The sequence below is a fragment of the Paenibacillus radicis (ex Gao et al. 2016) genome, assembly GCF_014641555.1.
Classification (GTDB): Bacteria; Bacillota; Bacilli; order Paenibacillales; family Paenibacillaceae; genus Pristimantibacillus; species Pristimantibacillus radicis.
Window position 1 is genome coordinate 44,011 of sequence record NZ_BMHY01000017.1, and the last position, 21,249, is coordinate 65,259.

A 21,249-nucleotide genomic window follows, 5' to 3' on the forward strand; every position below is an offset into this window, starting at 1 on the left:
TCCTGCCATTATAATTGCTTTCATTCTATATGATTCGACAATAAATGTAAATAAGCGACAGAATCTCTGCCGCCTAATCCTTGTATATGCTTTTTTCGATGTCGAATTTTTTTCAAATCGCTTAAATGAGCCGCACCATCCGCGTCACATTGTCGCCTTGCGACACTTCAATAACATGATGCTTCGGATGATACGTAATTTCTCCCGATCCGACCGCGATAACCGGCTGCTCACCCAGTCCGAAAAACACATCGTCCGCCAGCGCCTCCATCACTTCACGCCGATCCTCTTCGCCAAGCGCCGCCCACTCTTCTTCTTCCATCTCGAAAAAGGTATAGCTGTCCCCGATCGCGCTGACCGCTTCCGTTAGTTCCTTCAATATATCTACATATTCTCTTGCATGCCTTACACCCATGTTCATAACCACCTTTATCTCATTGAATTTAGTCGTTAACCTTATACTATCATTTTACCGCATTTTATAAATTTTAACGCGAACCTCGTAAATCATTGTTTTAAGTCTAATCTCAATAAGCCATCCTGTCGATAATAGTAGTAGATATTGTCGAATACGTACTGGACGGGGTGTATCATGGAAAAATCTACGGTATTTGGTGTCGTTTTAGGAGTTATAGCAGTTTTGGTAGGGATGGTATTAAAAGGTGCAGGTCTTGGTAACTTGTATAATCCCGCAGCCTTTATGATTATTATAGTCGGAACCGTTGCTGCCGTGATGATTGCTTTCCCGTTATCGGAGCTGTCGAAGACTGGCAAGCTATTCAAAAAAGTATTTGTCGAGCAAAAACTAATGCCGCGTGATCAATTAATCGCAAGCTTCATGGAGTGGGCTTCCATCACTCGCCGCGAAGGTTTGCTGGCACTTGAAGCTAAAGTCGATGATATTGACGATACATTTCTCCGCAATGGCATGCGTATGATTATTGACGGCAATGACCAAGATTTCGTACGGGATGTTCTGCTTGAGGATATTTCGGCAACAGAAGAGCGCCATAAAGCAGGAGCACTTATCTTTACACAGGCGGGCACTTACGCGCCTACCCTCGGTGTATTGGGTGCCGTTGTTGGTCTGGTTGCCGCTTTGTCGGACATGAGCAACATGGATCACCTTGCCCACGCTATCGCGGCTGCCTTCATCGCGACGCTGCTCGGTATTTTCACAGGTTACGTACTCTGGCATCCGATTGCCAACAAGCTGAAACGTCTCTCGAAACGGGAAATTGAGATTCGTCTTATGATGGTAGAGGGTTTGCTCTCCATTCAATCCGGCGTTTCTACTATTGCGATCAACCAGAAGCTGTCGGTATTCCTGACTCCAACCGAGCGCATTAAGTTGCGGGAGAAGGAGGAAAGCGCCGTTGAGCAGAAAGCATAAGCATGACCACGAGGATCATATTGACGAATCCTGGCTGATCCCATACGCTGACTTGCTCACTCTTCTGCTTGCTACGTTTATCGTGCTCTATTCCATGAGCTCGGTTGACGTTAAGAAATTCGAAGAGCTGAGCCAAGCATTCACTCTCGCTTTCAATAGCGGGTCAGGCGTTCTTGATAATCCTTCTATTACAGAACGCGGGCCTCAGAAAGATGAGATTATTGTTGAGAACCCGGAAGATAAGAAGAAGAAGGAAGAGGAAGCACGCCGCCAGGAGCTCATGAAGAAAGAGCAAGAGGATCTGGAGAAGCTGAAGAAAAGCCTCGACACATACATTAAAAAGAACGGCTTGATGACGGAGCTGGAAACGAAGCTCAATCAATCTCAGCTGATGATTACGATTAGCGACAATGCGTTGTTCGCTTCCGGCAGCGCTGTGCTGAGGGATGACTCTAAGGATCTGGCATCTGCCATTTCCAAAATGCTGCAGCAATATCCGGAATATGAAATTATCGTATCCGGCCATACTGACAACGAACCGATCTCCACGCGGGAATTTAAGTCCAACTGGGACCTCAGCTCTTCCCGAGCGATTCGCTTCATGGACGTACTGCTGCAAAATCCAGGTCTGAAGCCAGAACGGTTCAGTGCTATCGGCTACGGCGAGTATCGTCCAGTCTCTGCCAACACTTCGGTTGAAGGACGGGCGAAAAACCGCCGCGTAGAAGTCTCTATTATTCGGAAGTACATCGATCAGAATGCTATTGAGCAGATTCCGGCTACTCCGAAGCAGTAGAACGTATAGAACTACACAAAAAAGGACCTTCGCGGCTCAGCCGCGAAGGTCCTTTCCTTATTCTCCTTTATCCAAGCGAGGCCGGCTCGTATTCCAGCGTCTGGAACAGCTCCTTCAGCTCAGGCTCGGTCAGATCGCGCCAACGTCCCGTTTGCAGTCCGCCCAGCTCGATATTCATGACGCGCAGCCGTTTCAGCTTCCGCACATGGTACCCATAAGCTTGACACATCCTGCGAATTTGCCGATTGCGGCCTTCCGTAAGGATAATCTTAAACACCCGGTCCGATATACGAGTAACGACGCAAGGCAGCGTCATGCTGCCTAATATCTTCACACCCTCCGACAGCCCTTTAACGAAATCGGCGGTAATCGGACGGTCAACCGTCACGATATATTCCTTCTCATGCCGGCCTTCCGAACGCAAAATCGGATTCACGACGTCCCCGTCATTCGTTAACAGAATTAGCCCTTCTGAATCCTTGTCCAGTCGGCCAATTGGAAAAATCCGCTCATCATGGCCGACAAAGTCGACGATGTTGCCTGGAATATGAAGCTCCGTCGTACTAGTGATACCTATGGGCTTGTTCAATGCAATGTAGATATGGCGCTTCTGCTCGCCAATTCGCTTGCCGTCCACCCGCACATCATCGCCGGGCTCCGCTTGGCTGCCGAGCTGCGCCTTCTCTCCATTAATGGTTACGCGGCCGCTGTCCACCAGCTTATCCGCCTCGCGACGCGAGCAATAGCCCGTCTCGCTAATAAACTTATTAATACGCACTTCTGTTCACCTCATGTGTATGTGCCGCCAACTGCGCGATTTTTATAGAAGGATAGATGAATAAGGCTGGCTTATCGCCGCCCAGCTCCTGGTCGAGTTGACCATCAACAGCTTGCTTTGCTACGGTTCGCATCGCCTCCGCGACAGCTTCGCCCTCGATCGCGCGATAAGGCCGCAGCGGACCGACCATGAGCCAGCCCAGCGATTTGGACAATGCAGCCGCAACCGTCTCCCCAAACCTTACGGTTTGCCGATGGCCAAGCAGCAAGGAGGGCTGGAAGAAATGCATCGTTTCAATCGGCACCGCTGCCAGCCTTTCCTGAAGCAGCCCCTTCACCCTACTGTAAAAGAAAGGTGAGCTGGCAGAAGAGCCCATCGCCGTGATAACGAGAAAGTGCTTCACGCCGGTCTGTTCCGCCCAATCGGCAAGCGCCGCGGGATATTCGTAATCGACTCTGCGAAACGCCTCCTGAGAGCCGGCTGCTTTAATGGTCGTCCCTAATGCACAGTACACGACATCGACGGAGACGTCGCTAAGCGCCTCCCCAAGCTGTTCAAAGTCTGCCACAATGACGTTCAGCTTTGAACGGGCTCCGGCCGCTCCGGGCAAATCGAGCGGTCTGCGAGCCAGTACCGTAACGGCATGACAAGACGGATCAGCAAGCAATTGCTTCACGATTGCCGAACCGACCAATCCCGTTGCACCTGCCACCAAGCAGCTATAAGTTCCGGATTCAGAGCCCCGCCGTTCGTGATCAACCATCGTAAGCCCACCGCCATCCCGAATAGATTCCGATTTCCGTCCATATCGCTATCCCAATTCTATTGCTCCGATTCCTTCAGTATACCTTCATTCGATTGCGTATTCAAAGCCGGGAGCATAATTGTAACCGTCGTCCCTACGTTGACTTGACTCTGAATTTCCATCAGCCCCTGGTGGCTGTGAATAATGCGCTGGCTGATCATCATGCCAAGGCCAGTCCCGCTTTCCTTGCCGGTGAAAAACGGACTCCCGATCTTTGCAATCATATCCTCCGGAATACCGATCCCCTCGTCGGTTATCGAGATTGTAATCTGATCCTGCTTACGCGCCACATGGGCGTGGATACGGCCGCCGTTTGGCATCGCTTCAATGCCATTTTTCAATAGATTGATGAATACCTGCTTCAACTGATTCTCCTCACAGGAGACGAGACAGGAGGCATCCGTCAACGAATGGCTGAACACCACATTATACATATGAGCTTCGCTATCGAGCAGCGACATGACTTCTTTGAGCACGGTGCGCACGTCTTTGGTCGTAAAACGCGTCGCCTGCGGCTTCGCCAGAATGAGAAACTCCCCAACGATTAGGTTGATTCGATCCAGTTCCGACAGCATTAAGCTGGTATGCTCTACATTCAACTTCTTACTTTGCTGCTGAAGCTGCAGAAACCCTCTCAGCGTCGTCAGCGGATTGCGGATTTCATGAGCCACTCCGGCGGCCAGCTGGCCAACCGTCGTCAGCTTCTCCGAACGGCGCAGCAGCTCCTCCATCCGGTTGCGGCTCCGCATATCGCGTGTAATACTGGCAAACGCCTGTACGTCGCCCTTCTCGTCCCTAATTGGAGATACCGTGACGCTGACCGGAATCACTTCGCCGCTCTTCGTGATCCGGAAAGTTTCCTGTGCCGGCAGCACCTTGCCCGAGAGCAGCGAATTCTGAATGAGCCGCATCTCGGAGCGATGCGATTCCGGGGCAAGCATCAGACTGTACCCGATCGCCTCTTCACTGTCATAACCAAAGAGCTGCTCGAACGCCTGATTCACCTGAATAATACGATCATCCAAATCAACTACGTGGATGGCATCGCTTGTATGATTAATAAAGGATTGCAAATAATCCTTCATTCGCCGGTTATCCTCAAAAGCCTTGCGCAGCTTGTCCATGTAGATCGTGAGATTTTGCGACATGGCATTGATCTTCAAGGAAAGCAGACTGAATTCATCCTTCCCGATTACTTTGATTACGGAATCGAATCGGCCTTGGGACACTTCATTCACTTTCCACAAAATATTGCGCAACGGCCGAAGCAGCCAGCCTGACAGCAAATAGCTGCTGAACAGCACAAATAACAATATAAAAATGCCGTACTGTAGCGCAGAAATCCGATTGAGGCTTACCACCTGATGCAGTGATTCGCAATCATAAACCAGACCAATTATGTAAGGAAAACCCTCCACACTATAATAGCTTTTCATATACTCGACGCCGTTAATTTCTACCTCTCGGAAGTGGAATGCATCATTCGAAGCCTTAGCCAAATATACCGCGTCTCCGCCTTCATCCACATAAGAGTAAGCTCCGTAGGCAACGCCCCAGTCAGCAATCGTATGAGCGGCAGCAGCAGCTTCTTCAGCAGGCTTCTTCGCAAACAGCGTAACTTCCAGCAATTGATCGTCCAAAGCTTGCAGCACATCGACCATGCTGTTCAGACGCTCGGCTGAATGATTATACAAATTCCCTCCATCCGTACTTTGAATCGATTGTTCTTGTTCCTCTTTCATCATTTGTGCCACATGCTTCGAAATACTCTGCATCTGCTCTTTTGCCGTTTGCTCCATATTGCGTATCGTCGAGATTTCCTCCACAATAACTATGCAAAGGAATGCGGTCAAAATGATCAGCGTAATCAAAAATGAAAACTTGATTTTGAACGACAAGAATGCGACACTTCCTTTGCATAGAATGGATTTCAGCCTGGTTATGCACAAGTTATTCACATTATCTACATTTCATCCACATAGCCTTCGAATAAGTTGTGCGTATTTTTGTGGACAACAAGATAGTTATCCACAGTTTTATCCACCACATGTTAACAACGGAATACTTGTTCGAGGAATAAATACGAACAAACCGCATTTTTTTGATGATACGGAGGTACGGTTTCAATCATGATAAGAGAACAAGAAGATCAAGCATGGATGCAATATGCCATTGAAGAAGCAAGAAAGGCCGAGCAGATCGGCGAGGTGCCGATTGGCGCCATCGTCGTTAAAGACGGCGAAATTATAGGCAGAGGATATAATTTAAGGGAGACCAAGCATGACCCTACCGCACATGCCGAGATGGTGGCGATTAGAGAAGCTTGCGAAAAAATAGGCGCTTGGCGGCTGCTCGATTGCACCCTGTATGTCACGCTGGAGCCTTGTCCAATGTGCGCAGGTGCTATCGTGCAATCCCGCATCAAGCGCGTCGTATACGGCACCGATGATCCGAAAGCAGGGTGCGCAGGCACGTTAATGAACCTTTTGCAGGAGCCCCGGTTCAATCACGAAACGGAACTGACCAGCGGCGTCCTCCAAACGGAATGTGCGACGCTGCTGACCCAGTTCTTCAGAAATCTGCGCAAGCAGAAATAAGATATACATTTGTAGCCTTTGTAGCGTTATTGGGAATTGCAATTTTTCTCATTACGGCGCGGCAGCGTATAAGCGATTTGATCGCGCTGCAGTTGTTGCAGAACCACGATTAATTGATCGGCCTCTTCACTGATTGCAAGAACTTCCGGGTCGGTTAAACTGCCGCGTGCCTCTGCAATTTCATGAAGCTTCATCCGCAGCGATTGCAATTGATTAAGCAATATCGTTTTGTCCATAGCTCGCTTTGGGGCACGCTCCTTATTAGCACACTTGTCGTAATAAATGTATTATACGCTTTCTTATTTCAAGAGTTTGTAAAAACGTGTCGACAGATGAATACAATTTTCAGGCAATTTTCGACAATCCATGGTGCAATTTCCAATGATATAGTTCAAAAATACTATCTTCCTCACCATTTGTCTAGCTGATTTTCCCCTGTATCTGGGCATAGTAGTGACAGTTTGCCATTCCCATTACCTATGACGAGAGGCCAAGCCCTGAATTGGAAGCGCTACGATAACGAAAAAAAAGGGATGTCCCGAGGTCCATTCAGACCTTTGGGACATCCCCTTTTGCAATTTGATTTAAGCTCCCGCCACCGCTACCCAGTGCCCTTTCGATACTTCCAAGAAGCTTGATTGCTCAAGCCCATATGGATCGGCCTTCGACGCTTCTGTGCTGACGATGAGCTTCTTCGCCGATTCAATCTTAGGATCAGGAACCGGAATAGCGGAGAGCAGCGTCTTCGTGTATTCGTGAAGCGGATTCGCATACAGCTCCTCACTCTCCGCCAGCTCGACAATCTTTCCTTTATACATAACGGCGACACGGTCGCTAATATGCTTCACCATGGACAAATCATGGGCAATGAACAAGTATGTCAGCCCCAGCCGCTGCTGCAGCTCTTCAAGCAGCTTTACGATTTGGGCTTGAATGGATACATCTAAAGCCGATAACGGCTCGTCGCAGACGATAAAATCCGGTTCGACGGCAAGCGTCCGTGCAATGCCGATCCGCTGCCTTTGTCCGCCCGAAAATTCATGCGGATAACGCATGGCGTGCGATGCGTTAAGGCCGACCATATCGAGCAGCTCCTCAATTCGCTTCTGACGAACCGCCTTACCGGAGGACATGCCATGTACGTCCAGCGCTTCGCCGATAATGTCCGCAACACGCAGCCTTGGATTCAGTGAAGCGTAGGGATCCTGGAAGATCATCCCCATATGGCGGCGCATCCGCTTCATTTCCCCACGGTTCAGCTGCTGTAGCGGAATACCGCGATAGAGCACTTCGCCTCCGGTCGCTTCATTCAGTCGGAGAATCGACCTGCCGGTTGTCGACTTTCCGCTTCCGGATTCACCAACTACGCCCAGCGTCTCTCCTGCGTGAATGTCAAAGCTGATGTTGTTGACCGCCTTCAAAATTTGTCCTTTGCCCAGATCAAAATGCTGTCTGAGTGACTTCACCTGCAGCAGCGGCACATCGTCCCCGGCGCGTTTCATTAACGACTCAGGTTTCGGTTTTTTCTTCTCATCAAGGCGCGGCAAGGCGTTCAGCAGCTTAACCGTGTAAGGATGCTTCGGATTCGCGAACAGCTCCTCCGTCGTCCCCGTCTCCACGATCTCCCCGTCCTTCATCACGACGACACGGTCGCACATGCCGGCCACAACGCCAAGGTCATGCGTGATCAATATAATAGAAGTGCCGAGCTCCTTCTGAAGCACCTTCATTTGGTTCAGTATCTGCGCTTGGATCGTCACGTCGAGCGCAGTCGTAGGTTCATCCGCAATAAGCAGCGACGGCCGGCATGCCAGCGCAATTGCAATCATCACACGCTGACGCATCCCGCCGGAGAACTCATGCGGATATTGGGAGTAACGCGTCTCAGCGTTCGAAATACCGACCATCTTCAACATCTCAATCGCTTCGCTCCGCGCCTCCGATTTGCTCATTTTCCGGTGCTTAATCAGGCTTTCCTCGATCTGCTTGCCGATACGCATCGTCGGGTTGAGCGACGACATCGGATCTTGGAAGATCATACCGATCTCCTTGCCCCGAATCGCCTCCATCTCCGCGTCGCTCCTATCCGCCAAGTTCCGGCCTTGGAATAGCACTTCCCCGCCCTTCACCATGGAAGGCGGAGACGGCAATAGACGCATAATCGTACGCGCTGTTACGCTTTTGCCGCTGCCGGATTCACCAACGATGCCAAGCGTCTCACCCTTTCGAACCTCGAAGCTTACGTTTCGGACGGCCTCTACTTCTTTGTCTCTTCCGAAGAAAGAAACCGATAATTGATTAACCTCCAGCAATGCATTCATGATGTCACCTTTTTTTATATATTTTTGCGATTACGTGCATTTCTTCACATATAAGACAATTGGATGACTGCCAAGTTTTGTAGCGAGCTTGAAAACCTGTCAATTCTTATCGAAAATAGGGCAAGATAATAGAGTGAAACTTGACTTTTATCAGCCCTTAAAATAAAATCTACTATAACTATCGGAATAATGCAATTGGAAAAAGGAGCGAAATAGATTGACTGGCGATGCTACTGCAACGGGATACGGCTTCACTGATCGAATTGCCGCCATCTATCACAAAATGTATTTAAACCCCGCCTACCGGCTGCTATTACTGCTAGCAGGGGCACCCATTACGTTAATTATATTCGGGGTTTACCAATATCGCAAAGCGAGAGACGGCTCTCGCAAGCAAGCAGAAGACTTACGTTCTGGCTTAATCGCCTCTGGCAATAAAGAACGACTGCTTGAGGAAGCAAAGGACCAACTGAGACGGAAGTATGCTTTCTTTGGACAGACTGTTTCAGCTGAGCAAATAGACCGCGAAGCGGAGCGGCTGGCATCCGCCAAGTTCGAAGCTCTCGTTCAGGAGCGTCTTCATAATCTGCCCTTGAACGGAAATCATAAACAAAACCTGAGTTTTGTCGAAACGTTTCACTATCTGCTTGGCCATCCGCTTTTTTTCGCCATCACATGGTTGATCGGATTGCCAATGTACCTATTAATGGCGATTTACGCCAATCCTTACGGGAAGTACATTGCAGAACGATTGTTTATGGCACTATTTGTTATTTTGGGCGTCGCATTCCTGGTATTTACGATTCTATATATTTCGCCCATGAGCCCTGCCGCCAACATTCTTGGCGAGACGGCGACAGATGAGCAAATTGCGGCATTCAACCATCTGTATGGCTTGGATCAGCCTTACCTGGTGCAGCTATGGAATACGCTCAAAGGCATTTTCACATTCGATCTGGGACGTTCCTTCTCCGGCAACGAGAATGTGACCGTGTCCATTGCGAACAAATTTCCGGTCACGCTGACGCTTACGGTCATCTCCACCTTGATCGCCGTATTAATCGCACTGCCGATCGGCATTATTTCGGCAACGCGGCCGAACTCGTTTTTTGACTATACATTTATGTTCATTGCACTGCTCGGATTATCAATACCGAACTTCTGGCAAGGCCTGATCTTCATCCTCAATTTCTCGATAAAGTGGTCTTGGCTTCCGGCTACGTATAGCCCGAATAACTGGCTGTCCGCGATCATGCCGATCATCGTGCTGGGTACGGGGCTAACCGCCGCCGTCGCCCGGATGACAAGGTCATCGACGCTAGAAGTTATCCATGAGGACTATATCATCACAGCCCGGGCAAAAGGACTCGCTCGAAGAAGCGTTCTGTGGAAGCATGCCGTAAGCAACGCACTGATCCCGATCATTACTGTAATCGGCCTTCAATTCGGCGGCATGCTCGGCGGAGCTGCCGTTACAGAGAAGGTATTCAACATTAGCGGTATCGGCAGCTTTATTGTAGACAAACAATTTATACCCGACATCCCGAGCATTATGGGAGGCGTCGTCTATACAGCTATTACAATCTCGATTATCAACGTGATCGTTGATTTGATGTATGCATTCTTTGATCCGCGAATTCGTTCCAAGATGAAACAATACTAAAGCAGGTGCAACCCGTGACGAATCCAGCTATTACGAAACAAGAGATTAATTTTCGGCTGAAATCAGCCTCTGAATATGGACAAGCCAGCTTCGCAGGCATCGTGTCTCTAGCGCTTGCGCTGGTGTTCCTTCTCAACAGCTACTCGGCGGCGGAAGGTGCGTTCAGACCAACCGTACTCGCCTTCAGCATCGGCTACTTCGTTTTTGCCGGACTGCAGCTTGCGGTATGGGCGCTGATCCGCAGCAACCTGATTCGCAAGGGCGAGATTACCACTGCAACACGAAGTCTGGGATACGTGCTCCTGTTGAGCTTGTTGACCGCCAACATTTTCATAGCCGCTGTCGCTTTCCAGCTAATTAAACGGAAGAAAACCGCTGCCTACACGTTAGCCGTCTATACGTTGATGACGACCATTCTTGTATTCGCGGTATCGGCTCTCAACCTGTTCAAGCCTTACGTGTCGGACACTTTCCTGATCGGTATGGTTCTATTGCTCTTATCGGCAGCGGTACAGTTTATAGCTTTGCTGCTCGTCGCTAAATTCGCGAATGGAACACTGCTGCCCTCATGGATGTGGCTGGTCGCCTTGTTATTGATTGTGACAGCAGTATCCGGTAATCTGTTCGCCCTATTCCTTGGCCTTCTGCTGATTGGCAAGCTGCGGGACAAGGGCTATACAACCGGCTCCAAGCTAAACGACATCGTCGACCGGTTATCTAGAAGCTCCACTTCGATGCTTGGCTTGCTCTTTATTCTGTTCTTGCTCACTGTATCCGTTACTAGCTACTTGACCTTCGACTATGGGATGGCAATCGATAATAATTACAGCGCGATCTTCCAGCCGCCGAGTCTTGAATACCCGCTCGGCACAGACAACTTCGGCCGGGACTTGTTCTCACGAATCGTGTTCGGAGCGCGCATCTCCCTTGTGGTTGGCTTATTATCAACCTTGATTCCCGTATTGATCGGCGGCGCGCTTGGCGCGATATCCGGTTATTACGGGCGGCAAACGGACAACATTATTATGCGTGCGCTGGATATTTTGTACTCGATTCCCGGTATTCTGCTGGCAATCGCAATCATCGCCGCATTCGGAGCAAGCACGACTAACTTGATTATTGCGCTCAGCGTTGGCGCCATTCCGACATACGCCCGTACGATGAGGGCGAACGTCATGCTGGTGTCCACGCTCGAATACGTGCAAGCTGCACGGGCCTTTGGTTCAGGTGATATGAAGATTTTGTTCAAACATATCGTACCGAATTCCTTGGCGCCGATGATCGTCAAATCAACCCTTACAATTGGTACGGCCGTGATCTCGACGAGCAGCTTGAGCTTCCTCGGACTAGGCGTTGAGCCTCATATTCCGGAATGGGGCAATATATTAAAGCTAGGCAGCGCGTATTTGGAGACCCATTCCTATACCGCTATCTATCCGGGTCTAGCGATTATTGGGCTGGTGCTGTCGTTCAATTTCCTTGGTGACGGCTTGCGCGACGCGCTTGATCCGAAGCTGGATTAACTTTTAGCCACAAGCAACATCTACCTTAAGTAACCTCATTCATATTCTATCTACATCTACGTTTCGAAACCATGAATGGACGATGAATGAATGTGAGTTAAATATAAAAAAAAACATTTTTTCCAGGAGGGGAACATCATCATGAAAAACAAAGGTAAATTTGCAGCCATTCTGCTCAGTTTGACTATTATGATCAGCGGCTGCTCGCTTACAACCAAGAAGGACGTTTCGGAATCACCGCAGCCAACCGAAGGTACCAAAGTCGTCGACAGTAATCCCGTAGACATCGAGGTGCTCGGCATGAGCGCCAACGAAGCCGATCTCAATATTATCCGCGATCAGCTGGGCAAAAACGGCTTCAACGTGAAACTGAACATCCAAGCCGACTACAGCAGCTACAAAGCACAGCAAGACGCAGGCAACTTTGATGTCTCGTTGTCCAGCTGGACAACTGTAACAGGCAACCCGGACTACGCGGTTCGCTCACTCTTCAAAACTGGCGGCGACTACAGCATCTTGTCCGACTCGGAAATTGATGCGCTTATCGACCAAGCAGCTTCCCAGACGCCTGAAGAGTTTGCAGCTACGTACAAAGATTTTGAACAAAAGCTTGTTTTCGACAAAGCCTATATCGTTCCGCTGTACAGCTCGCTCAAAGCACAAGCTCTTAACAAAGATGTGCTGAACCCGGCTTCCGTACGCCTGTCGAAATCCCGTTCACTTCCTTGGGAAGAACTGGACTTCAACGACGTATCCAAGCGTAACAAAGACGCACTGGTGCTTCAATCCACCATGCCTACACTGACGTCGCTTGACCCGATTAAAGGCAATGACGGCTCCATCAACATCATCAATACGAACCAATACGTTCGTCTGGTTAACCTGACAGATGACGACCATATCACGTCCGTCGGTTCACTCTCGCGCAACCATGCGATTGCAGAAGGCAACTCCGACTACTACTTCATCCTGAGAGATGACATCAACTTTGCCCAAATTAAGGACAAGCTGGCTGTCGATACAGGCGAGCGCGTAGGCGCGGACGACGTTATCTTCTCGCTGGACCGCGCGAAGAACAAAAACTCCGTACCAGATCACCGTACCTTTACTTTGCATGAGCACATTAAATCTGCTGAAGTCGTAACGGATCTTGCTGCACTTGATGCGGTCAAAGTATCCGGTGGAGATTCCACAGTTAAAGCTGCTCTTGAAAAAGGTCTGGATTCAAAAATTTCCGAGCTTGTTTCCGATAAAACACAAGCAAACAACGCATCAGGCAAATACCAAGTCGTGAAGCTGACGACAACGACACCGTTCCCGCAAGTACTCAACTACCTGGCTCACCAATCGGCTGGTATCGTATCCAAGAAACAAGTTGAAAAAATCAACACTTATGACGTTGCAAAATTCGATCCGAACAAAGATATTCCATACGGCGACCAAAACACAGTAACTGAAGGCAGCGCGTACAACAACACGCTGTACACAAGCGGTCCTTACATCTTGTCGTACAAAAACGATTACGATGCAATCTTCTACAAAAACCCGGCCTACATGAAAGGCACGGAGCATGAGCCTAAAATCAACAACATCAAAATCCGCTTCATCAAAGACGCAGACAGCTCGTTGTCCGCACTTCGCAGCGGCGAAATTCACCTGTACTACGGCGTTTCCGAGACGAAGTTCGATATCGTGAAGGGCGACGCTAAGCTTTCGCTCCAGACGCTTCCGAGCAACGCAGTTTCATACCTGCTGTTCAATACGAAGAACCGTCCAGTTGCAGAAAGCGCAGATCTGCGCAAAGCTGTGCTTTACTCCCTGAACCAAGATGACTTCATCACTTACTATGGCGGCAACAAATTCAAAGCGACATCTACGCTTAGCCCTATGGTGAACACAGGTCTTGAACTGAAAGCCGATGCGGCAAAAGCAAAAGAATTCCTGAACGCTTACAAAGCAAGCAAATAAGCTGCAGGAATGAATAAGAGACGCCCCCCGGCCGATGCCTATTGGCCGGGGGCGTCTCTTTCATATAAGGACCTATTATAATTAGAAAATAAGGAGTGATCGATATGACTCAAGCAAATGAAACCAAAGCAAAACTGTCACAGTGGGATGCCTTGCAGCTGGAGTCGCTCAAATCACTGGGCTGGACGAAGGAGCAGTTGATCGAACGTGTAAACAACGGCGATCTGCCGCAAGACGACAGCAAGTTCAAGTTCGATTATGCGGGTCTGAAGACTTTAGCGTCCGAGGAGCCCGCAGTGTTGAAAGCTGCCGTGGAGAACGGCTATCAGATCAAATACAATACGATCCGCGGCATTCATAGCTGGATCTTGGTCGCACTTCAGCAAGATGCGAAGCTCGTCCTCGAACCGGACTCGGAGATCGTTATCGCATCGCTGACGGATGCTGAGGCAGCCCAGCTCGCGTCAGTGCTTTCGTTCGGCTGGGGATTAACAGCTGAGGGCGGCGCTGTGGCCGATGCTGACGGGCGATCCTTGTATCGCGTTGCGCCTGCGCAGCGGTATAATGAGCTTTTTGAGAAGTAAAGCTGAAGTTATAGTCCTCTATTGAGGAAGGAAATGCACCCTGTAGAATGGTATTGGGTTAGCTCATGAGATTCTAAAGGGTGCAGCCCTTAACTATGCTCAATTCACTTCACGGCCAACCCTCTGAGCTCTCCGTTTTCAATAAGACCTTCAAAAGCCCTTATGACGACTATATGGCGCGTTCCCCTTTCACTTAAGACCTCGGGAGTACCTTGTCTAAAGCCGACAGCCCTTAAATCGAGGATTTAGGGCATTCTCTGGATAGTTAAGACCCTGCGGGGCCTTTAATGTATCTTCCACGCACTTCCCTTCTATACTTAACGCCCTTTGGGACCTCTAAGAACACTAGAAGCGGACGGATGATAGTTGCACAGAAAGCTACGCTAGCTCGTGACAGTTGAGTTGCACCCCAAAAGCTCCCATGTTAAAATAATACTTGCTGCGCGCCGTAGTTCAACAGGATTGAGCGGCAGTATTGCAACAACAATTGGGCTCGAACAGCTCTGTCAGCAGAGATTGGTGGATGCAAATTTTTAGGCCTCATTCAACTTTTGTCATAACTTTACTTTCACGGCTCCGTAGCTCAACGGATAGAGCAACCCTCTCCTAAAGGGTAGATGTCAGTTCGATTCTGGCCGGGGCCGCCATTTTAAAACACTTCAGAATCGCGTGGTTTCGCGATTCTTTTTATTTCTTTGAGGATGTTGAGATGAAGTTGTACTCACCGGTTACCCTTCTAGCTTGTCGAGTTCGACGCCTACCTCATGCAGCCTTTGTTGGATTTCATCGATTGGAGATGTCCAAATCTCCGAGAACATACTCAATGCCTTGTCGCTCCATATCGGATTTCTTGGTGAAATCGGCATCGTGTACGCATACTCCGCTTCTCTATAGTAAAGTTCTGCCGTCTCATCTGCCCCCTTGCGCGCAGCTTCGCGCAACGGCTCGAAGACCGGTACCGTATAGTTAGCATGCGCAAGCGCGACCGCATCATCATTCGCGTTGAAATATAAATATTCAAGAAACTTCCATGCCTCTTTTGGAGCTTTGCTTTTGCTAGATATTCCGTAATAGACATAGCTTGCCGGATTGGCTCTGGCAGTCCCTTCGAAATGCGGCCAGGTTGCGATTCCCAGCTCCACAGTACTATTAGGTTTATTATAAAGCTCCGTATCCATTGCCCTGCCGGACATCCCGACTATGCCCTCTTCAAAACGCGGGAAACTCTCCATTGACTTTCCTTTATTATGTTTAAAGTAATTGTACAGCCATTGAGCAACATGAACGGTCTCAGGGCTATCTATATAATCTTGGTACCATCCATCCGTTGATTGAATGCTGTTCCCGCTATTCTGTACGAGCCAACTGAATTGATTGGGGAAGGGTGGAAACACGAACGATAATTGTGAGCCATAAATATCAGTTCCAAGCTGGTCAATTGCACGCGAATACGAATCGTATTGCTCCCAAGTCCAATCGTCCCCAGGCATGTCTAATCCCGCTCGCTCAAATAGCCTCTTATTGTAATACATGACCGATGGATTTATGGATACCGGCACGACGATCTGCTTGTCATTCAGAATCGAGCCAGCCAGCAACGCAGGTGGTAGTGAACTTTCAAGCGATTGAAGCGAGATATTCAGGTCTAGCAGCAGATCTTCCTTCTCAAGTTGCTTGAGATCGCCCGGTTCTCCGCTCGAAAATAAGACGATATCAGCAGGCAATTCTTCACGTAGATATTGTGTAGGGCTCATTATTTGCTTAGTATCTGTCTCTTCAACAACAATCTTGACTTGAGGATGCTCGGCATTGTATCGCTCCACGATATTTTCCAATGTTTTTGTTCTGCCTAACGGTAAAACTTGAAATCGTATTTCCTGCGTAATTACCGGCTCTTTTTTGTTCAAATCTTTTTGACACGCCGTCAAACTAATCGCTATTCCGCAAACCACGAGTAGAGCAATCATTCTTCTCAACTTTGCAATCCTCCGAATTCTATTACTATGACATATATAAAAGTTAAGATTTATCAAAACTATAAAAAAGACACGACTAGAGGGAAGAACATCTCCCTTGGTGTCGTATCTGGTCCGCACTTGTAATATATCATATATGTACTTTTTTCTAATATATTATAATCCTATATTTTTTAGTTAATTCATACACAAACCAAATTGTCCTCATAATTCCAAATAAATTTCTTAGTAAGCGACAAGTAGTTATAGTGTCGGACGAGTAGCAAATTATAATATAATGGAATTAGAATAAATAGTATGTAGCATGGCAGAACTAAAGGATGTCGAAACGATGCGAGAAAATATACATTTCCCGATATTTAGTATTACAGGGATCTTCTTTTTTATAATAACCCTACTTAGTTAATCTATCCTTTAAATTGAGGCTGGTCTCAGATGAAGGGTTTCCCTTTCTTCTGTCTGTCGCTAATGCACTCCAATTAGTATTCACGCCATTATGGGGCATTCTAGGAATTATTGAACTTGTAAAAATAATCAAACTACGCCGAAAACTAAATCCTGCGAACATGCAAAATAACAATGATATATCTATGTCTGAAGCCAGACGACTCAAATTAGGATTTCGATTAAGTCTTTGTTATATCATTCTGCTTGGATTTCAACTCTGTTACATCCTCATCAATTGGGATGAGGTTAATGTTTAATTTCAAGATACTTCCAAAAAGGAATTCGACCTATGAGCACATTTGATGTAACCTGTATCAGCATAGGAAACTATGGTCATGCACTCTTAAGAGGTAAAACTTATACAGTGTTTGACGAAAAGAATGAAAATTATAGAATTACCGGTAATCATGGAAGAAGAGTATGGATCTCAAAATATTATTTCGTTGAAGGAAAGCATCAAATACCCATTTTAACTAGTTGGAAATTAGACGATGAAATTAATGAATTTGAACTATTAGAAGTAACCTTAACTTTCACAGACAGCAGCAAACGTTGGTGTTTAATTACGACCCCTGACAAATTGAAAAACTATTTGATGGATCAAGTTACATCTCCCCCGGGTATAAATATTCAACATCTAATCATTATGAAGACCCTCAACCAAGATGATATTGAAGAAACATTAAACTATCTGGATAATCAAAATGAATTATTTCAAGCCAGTAAACCTTTAGAATGAGTTGCTTGAGGAAGGTTCAAGACGCTCGGGATTAAATCAGAAAGGCGGTTACTCCTAAATGAGCTTTACATGGCTGTCAGAATGGGCGGAGAGTCACAACCTATTAGAAAGAACATCTAAAGGCTTCTCAAACTATATGGATAACTGGAAGAAAGACAATAGAGGTGACTTTTTTGCCACTTTTAGAGGGAAGTCCAATCTTAAAATGCTTCAAACCGAATTTCAATCTTATCAATTCACTCATTTAACAGAGAATCCTCATTATGTGAGTTGCACTTTAAATATTAGGTATTTGAACGAATACATAGCCAACTACAGTATGATCTTTACGCTTGATGGCGAAGTACAGGATGACCTTATGGATTTCGATAAATTGTTGGCGAATACAATAAGAGAAGGAACAGTAAAAGTGGAATTAATTGTACGTGCACGAAAACTTGGATATTCCGCTGCGGAAGTAGCCCAACTCGTGGATTTAGACGAAGAAACCGTACTACGATTATATTAAATAGGAGTGAACCACCATGCATTTTCGAAAAGCACAAGAAACCGACCTGCCCGCTATTGTCCGCATGCTTGCGGACGACGAGCTCGGCTCGCAGCGCGAGCGCTTTGAAGACCCGCTTCCCGCAGTTTACCACGAAGCATTTGCCGCCATGGAGGCGCAAACCGGCAATCAAATCATTCTAGCCATCGAAGACGAAGCAATTATTGGATGCCTCCAACTGGTTATCATACCCGGCCTCGCCCGGCAAGGGATGCTGCGTGCTCAAATCGAAGGGGTGCGGGTTGACAGCAGCTACCGGGGAAAAGGGGTGGGCGAAGCTTTGTTTCAAGAGGCGATTTCCATTGCCAAGTCTGCCGGATGCGGGCTGGTACAGCTGACAACGGACAAACAGCGCGGGGACGCTCATCGCTTCTACGATCGGCTTGGATTTACCGCCAGCCATGAGGGTATGAAGCTCATTCTTGAATAGAGGGCAAGCCTCATCTCAACAATTAGGTTGACAATCCCCTGCGAATATTTAAAGATAATATTAAACGTTTAAATTTTTCAAGGGGGCAATCATGAAGGCTACCATTAAAGATGTCGCTAGAGAAGCCAAAGTATCCATCGCTACTGTCTCCAATGTCATTAACGGCAAGGATATTGTAAAGAAAGAGACGCGGGAAAAGGTAACGCGAGTCATTGAAAAGCTGAATTACGTTCCGGATCAAGCTGCCCGAACGATGATCCGGAAGAAGACCAACACAATCGGCATGGTCGTCCCTTCCCTTTCCAATGAATTCTGGGGTTCTCTCGCCGGCAATATACAAAGACAATTGCTCAACTTCGGCTACACCCTGCTTATTTTAACGACCGAATCCGACCCTAAAGTGGAGCAAATTTCGTTGAACACGCTCAAAGAGCGAAATGTCGACGGCGTTATTATCGCATCCCTTGGCCTTGGAAGCAAGGCCGACAAACGCTATGTTGAAGCGCTGCTGGAATGGGGCATCCCCCTCGTTTCCTTCCACCCTTACGAGAAGAAGCTGACGACCGTATGGGGTGACTACATGGCCAGCTCCATGGAGGTTGTCGATCATCTGATTTCACTTGGCCATACGAAGATCGCCTATATCGGGTCTTATTTGAGCGGCATTGAACGGGAGCTGGGCTACCGTAATTCGCTGATGCTGAATCGGATTCCTGTTGATGAACGGCTCATGATCAGCGGACAGGAAGAGAAATTTGAATTCTTCAGCCAGTACGGCTATGACTGTGCCAAGAAGCTTTGCAAGGATAACGTGGAATTCACTGCGATCTTCTGCTCGAACGATCTCATTGCAATTGGCGCAATCAAAGCCTTTGAGGATATGGGCATGCATGTCCCAACAGATAAAGCTGTGGTTGGATTTGATGACATTAATATGGCCAGCCTGTACCGTCCTGCTCTAACGACTGTCAGACAGCCGATTACCGAGATGGCGAGCTCTGCCGTTACCATTCTGATTGAGCAAATTGAGAAGCCGGATACCGATCATTTTGCGAAAACAGTCACGTTCCCTATGAAGCTGATTATTCGAGAAAGCAGCGGCGCCCAAATCTAATATTGACAGATGGGTGCCGATAGGCTATTCTTCAAAATATAAACGTTTCAATTTTATTTATAGTTGTAAGCGTTTTAACATGTTATTCTAATTATAATTAAACGTTTTATATTATTCTAAGGTGGTGATGACAGACCCGTCTAACGGCTACGAAATCGGCAAGAGGCTACTACGAACATAAACAGGGGTGAATGTAAATGTCTAAAAGAATGTCGAAGAAATGGTTGACGGTTTTGTTCATTATCGTAATTGCTTTTTCTGTAACCGCTTGCAGCAGTGGCAGCAACGGTGAACCGCAGACGAACGGCTCCAAGCCGGGAAGCGGCACTGCAGAGAAGCCTGTAGAAATTAATTTTTGGGATATGGTCTGGGGTCCTCCATCTTATGTAGAGGCCGCGCAAAAGCTGGTTGAACAATTCAACAGCGAGCATCCGAATATTAAAGTGACCTACCAGTCCACGCCATGGAACAACTGGTATCAGACCTTTACGACCGCAATCGCAGCAGGCGCTCCGCCAGATATCAGCACGGGCGCAGGCTACCAGGCATTCCAGTTCACAGACAATGATGCCATCCTTCCAATTGATGATGTTATTGAAGAGCTGCGAAGCGAAGGCAAGCTGGATGATTTCGTGCCAGGCAGCGTCGAGGCGCTCAAGTATAACGGACATTATGTCGCTTTCCCGTGGATGATTGACATCCGGGTTCCTTTTTACCGCAAGGATGTTTTCCAAGAGGCTGGCATTACCGAGCTTCCGAAGACATGGGATGAGCTGAGAGCCGACTTGAAGAAAATCAACGGCAACGGCAAATACGGCCTTGTACTGCCGGGCAATGATCCGAACCTGGGCCTTCAAGCGCTGTTCTCCCTTATGCTGAACAACGGCGGCGGCATCTTCACGCCAGACAAGAAAGTCGACCTGCTGAACGATCGCAACGTCGAGGCAGCTCAATTCTTGGCCGATATCGTTAGCGACGGCTCCGTCAATCCAGCTATGCTGGGCTTCAACGGCGACAGCGGCGTCAAAGAATTCGGCGCCGGACGTGGCGGCGTGTTCATTCACACACCAAGCTTGCCGGACAGCTTCCCGGAATTAGCTGATAAAATCGGCGTATTGGAGCCGCTCGCTGGACCGCATGGCGATAAAGCTACGCTCGGCTGGGTTAACAACATTATGATCTATAAAGCGACCAAGCACCCGGATGAGGCGAAAACCTTCCTTAAGTGGTGGTCCGAGAACAACAAAACGCTCTGGACGGAAGGCAAACAAGGCGGATTCCCGGTTAAACAATCGTTCACCCAAGATCCTTACTGGCAGAACAATCCGATCCTCAAGCTTATTGCCGATAAATACCTTGGCATTATGAAAACGACAGGCTTCCAAGCTACTGGCGGATTCCCTGAGCTGAATGAGATTGAAGGCGACGGAACGACGCTGACGATGATTCAAAAGCTGATGTCTGGCAAACCTGTTAAAGAATCGATGGAAGAAACCGCCAAGAAATACGAGACAATCATGGGCAACAAAAAATGATGAACTTGGATGCGGGGAACGCCGAGAGGCGTT

General features: G+C 47.9%; 19 protein-coding genes and 1 tRNA gene. 13 read left to right on the forward strand and 7 right to left on the reverse strand.

Going from position 1 to position 21,249, the window contains the following annotated elements; all coding sequences use genetic code 11:
• Positions 1-121: 121 nt before the first annotated feature.
• Entirely contained in the window at positions 122-415 is a 294-nt protein-coding gene (locus IEX98_RS25770; RefSeq protein WP_188892565.1) for a hypothetical protein, read from the reverse strand.
• A 177-nt stretch (positions 416-592) separates the two neighbouring features.
• Here IEX98_RS25770 and motA point away from each other — a divergent pair, with 177 nt between their 5' ends.
• Both motA and motB read left to right on the forward strand, forming a co-directional pair.
• Positions 593-1,393, forward strand: coding sequence for a flagellar motor stator protein MotA (gene motA, locus IEX98_RS25775; RefSeq protein ID WP_188892566.1), 801 nt, complete (start codon positions 593-595; stop codon positions 1,391-1,393).
• On the forward strand, positions 1,377-2,189 hold the full coding sequence (gene motB / locus IEX98_RS25780) for a flagellar motor protein MotB (RefSeq protein ID WP_188892567.1): 813 nt from the start codon (positions 1,377-1,379) through the stop codon (positions 2,187-2,189). The genes motA and motB overlap by 17 nt, the downstream gene beginning before the upstream one ends.
• Positions 2,190-2,256: 67 nt before the next feature.
• Here motB and rluF read toward each other — a convergent pair whose 3' ends face one another.
• Genes rluF through IEX98_RS25795 form a run of 3 tightly spaced genes read right to left on the reverse strand, consistent with a single transcriptional unit; the run spans position 2,257 to position 5,670 of the window.
• Entirely contained in the window at positions 2,257-2,967 is a 711-nt protein-coding gene (rluF, locus tag IEX98_RS25785) for a 23S rRNA pseudouridine(2604) synthase RluF (protein ID WP_188892568.1), read from the reverse strand.
• Positions 2,957-3,730 (reverse strand): NAD(P)H-binding protein, encoded by a 774-nt coding sequence (locus IEX98_RS25790; protein ID WP_188892569.1) that lies wholly within the window; start codon positions 3,728-3,730, stop codon positions 2,957-2,959. Before IEX98_RS25790 ends, rluF begins: the two co-directional genes overlap by 11 nt.
• Before the next feature lie 59 nt (positions 3,731-3,789).
• Positions 3,790-5,670, reverse strand: coding sequence for a PAS domain S-box protein (locus tag IEX98_RS25795; RefSeq protein WP_188892570.1), 1,881 nt, complete (start codon positions 5,668-5,670; stop codon positions 3,790-3,792).
• A gap of 231 nt (positions 5,671-5,901) precedes the next feature.
• Here IEX98_RS25795 and tadA point away from each other — a divergent pair, with 231 nt between their 5' ends.
• Positions 5,902-6,369, forward strand: coding sequence for a tRNA adenosine(34) deaminase TadA (gene tadA / locus IEX98_RS25800; RefSeq protein ID WP_188892571.1), 468 nt, complete (start codon positions 5,902-5,904; stop codon positions 6,367-6,369).
• 26 nt (positions 6,370-6,395) lie between these two features.
• Here tadA and IEX98_RS25805 read toward each other — a convergent pair whose 3' ends face one another.
• Both IEX98_RS25805 and IEX98_RS29465 read right to left on the reverse strand, forming a co-directional pair.
• Entirely contained in the window at positions 6,396-6,605 is a 210-nt protein-coding gene (locus tag IEX98_RS25805; protein WP_042170997.1) for an aspartyl-phosphate phosphatase Spo0E family protein, read from the reverse strand.
• Between the two features lie 348 nt (positions 6,606-6,953).
• Complete coding sequence (locus IEX98_RS29465) at positions 6,954-8,690, reverse strand: ABC transporter ATP-binding protein (RefSeq protein WP_188892572.1); 1,737 nt, start codon at positions 8,688-8,690, stop codon at positions 6,954-6,956.
• A gap of 217 nt (positions 8,691-8,907) precedes the next feature.
• On the opposite strand from IEX98_RS29465, the gene IEX98_RS25815 reads away from it, so the two are divergent.
• The 5 genes from IEX98_RS25815 (at position 8,908) to IEX98_RS25835 (ending at position 15,075) form a co-directional block, all read left to right on the forward strand.
• The gene (locus IEX98_RS25815) at positions 8,908-10,353 is read left to right on the forward strand and encodes an ABC transporter permease (RefSeq protein WP_374705384.1); all 1,446 of its coding nucleotides are present in this window, start codon (positions 8,908-8,910) and stop codon (positions 10,351-10,353) included.
• Positions 10,354-10,367: 14 nt separating this feature from the next.
• On the forward strand, positions 10,368-11,876 hold the full coding sequence (locus IEX98_RS25820; RefSeq protein WP_188892573.1) for an ABC transporter permease: 1,509 nt from the start codon (positions 10,368-10,370) through the stop codon (positions 11,874-11,876).
• Positions 11,877-12,017: 141 nt separating this feature from the next.
• Positions 12,018-13,844, forward strand: a complete 1,827-nt coding sequence (locus IEX98_RS25825; protein ID WP_188892574.1) for an ABC transporter substrate-binding protein — start codon at positions 12,018-12,020, stop codon at positions 13,842-13,844.
• Positions 13,845-13,948: 104 nt separating this feature from the next.
• On the forward strand, positions 13,949-14,428 hold the full coding sequence (locus tag IEX98_RS25830; protein ID WP_188892575.1) for a hypothetical protein: 480 nt from the start codon (positions 13,949-13,951) through the stop codon (positions 14,426-14,428).
• A 572-nt stretch (positions 14,429-15,000) separates the two neighbouring features.
• Positions 15,001-15,075 (forward strand) — tRNA-Arg (locus IEX98_RS25835).
• Positions 15,076-15,156: 81 nt separating this feature from the next.
• On the opposite strand, the gene IEX98_RS25840 is transcribed toward IEX98_RS25835, so the two are convergent.
• Positions 15,157-16,395 carry an extracellular solute-binding protein gene (locus IEX98_RS25840; protein ID WP_229692401.1) on the reverse strand — a complete coding sequence of 413 codons (1,239 nt, stop codon included), beginning with the start codon at positions 16,393-16,395 and terminating at the stop codon, positions 15,157-15,159.
• Between the two features lie 745 nt (positions 16,396-17,140).
• Between IEX98_RS25840 and IEX98_RS25845 the strand changes: the two genes are divergently transcribed.
• The 5 genes from IEX98_RS25845 to IEX98_RS25865 all read left to right on the forward strand — a co-directional run bounded on the left by IEX98_RS25845 (position 17,141) and on the right by IEX98_RS25865 (position 21,216).
• Complete coding sequence (locus IEX98_RS25845; RefSeq protein WP_188892577.1) at positions 17,141-17,590, forward strand: hypothetical protein; 450 nt, start codon at positions 17,141-17,143, stop codon at positions 17,588-17,590.
• Positions 17,591-17,648: 58 nt separating this feature from the next.
• Positions 17,649-18,098 (forward strand): hypothetical protein, encoded by a 450-nt coding sequence (locus tag IEX98_RS25850; RefSeq protein WP_188892578.1) that lies wholly within the window; start codon positions 17,649-17,651, stop codon positions 18,096-18,098.
• Positions 18,099-18,114: 16 nt separating this feature from the next.
• Positions 18,115-18,567, forward strand: coding sequence for a GNAT family N-acetyltransferase (locus IEX98_RS25855; protein WP_188892579.1), 453 nt, complete (start codon positions 18,115-18,117; stop codon positions 18,565-18,567).
• 91 nt (positions 18,568-18,658) lie between these two features.
• Entirely contained in the window at positions 18,659-19,681 is a 1,023-nt protein-coding gene (locus IEX98_RS25860) for a LacI family DNA-binding transcriptional regulator (RefSeq protein WP_188892580.1), read from the forward strand.
• A 197-nt stretch (positions 19,682-19,878) separates the two neighbouring features.
• The gene (locus tag IEX98_RS25865) at positions 19,879-21,216 is read left to right on the forward strand and encodes an ABC transporter substrate-binding protein (protein WP_229692397.1); all 1,338 of its coding nucleotides are present in this window, start codon (positions 19,879-19,881) and stop codon (positions 21,214-21,216) included.
• Positions 21,217-21,249: the final 33 nt, after the last annotated feature.

What these genes read in the sequence shown, in the direction of transcription:
- IEX98_RS25770 (WP_188892565.1), bottom strand. Translation starts at nt 415, where the DNA reads ATGGGTGTAAGGCATGCAAGAGAATATGTAGATATATTGAAGGAACTA.
- motA (WP_188892566.1), top strand. Translation starts at nt 593, where the DNA reads ATGGAAAAATCTACGGTATTTGGTGTCGTTTTAGGAGTTATAGCAGTT.
- IEX98_RS25790 (WP_188892569.1), bottom strand. Translation starts at nt 3,730, where the DNA reads ATGGTTGATCACGAACGGCGGGGCTCTGAATCCGGAACTTATAGCTGC.
- tadA (WP_188892571.1), top strand. Translation starts at nt 5,902, where the DNA reads ATGATAAGAGAACAAGAAGATCAAGCATGGATGCAATATGCCATTGAA.
- IEX98_RS25805 (WP_042170997.1), bottom strand. Translation starts at nt 6,605, where the DNA reads ATGGACAAAACGATATTGCTTAATCAATTGCAATCGCTGCGGATGAAG.
- IEX98_RS29465 (WP_188892572.1), bottom strand. Translation starts at nt 8,690, where the DNA reads ATGAATGCATTGCTGGAGGTTAATCAATTATCGGTTTCTTTCTTCGGA.
- IEX98_RS25825 (WP_188892574.1), top strand. Translation starts at nt 12,018, where the DNA reads ATGAAAAACAAAGGTAAATTTGCAGCCATTCTGCTCAGTTTGACTATT.
- IEX98_RS25830 (WP_188892575.1), top strand. Translation starts at nt 13,949, where the DNA reads ATGACTCAAGCAAATGAAACCAAAGCAAAACTGTCACAGTGGGATGCC.
- IEX98_RS25840 (WP_229692401.1), bottom strand. Translation starts at nt 16,395, where the DNA reads ATGATTGCTCTACTCGTGGTTTGCGGAATAGCGATTAGTTTGACGGCG.
- IEX98_RS25845 (WP_188892577.1), top strand. Translation starts at nt 17,141, where the DNA reads ATGAGCACATTTGATGTAACCTGTATCAGCATAGGAAACTATGGTCAT.
- IEX98_RS25850 (WP_188892578.1), top strand. Translation starts at nt 17,649, where the DNA reads ATGAGCTTTACATGGCTGTCAGAATGGGCGGAGAGTCACAACCTATTA.
- IEX98_RS25855 (WP_188892579.1), top strand. Translation starts at nt 18,115, where the DNA reads ATGCATTTTCGAAAAGCACAAGAAACCGACCTGCCCGCTATTGTCCGC.
- IEX98_RS25860 (WP_188892580.1), top strand. Translation starts at nt 18,659, where the DNA reads ATGAAGGCTACCATTAAAGATGTCGCTAGAGAAGCCAAAGTATCCATC.
- IEX98_RS25865 (WP_229692397.1), top strand. Translation starts at nt 19,879, where the DNA reads ATGTCTAAAAGAATGTCGAAGAAATGGTTGACGGTTTTGTTCATTATC.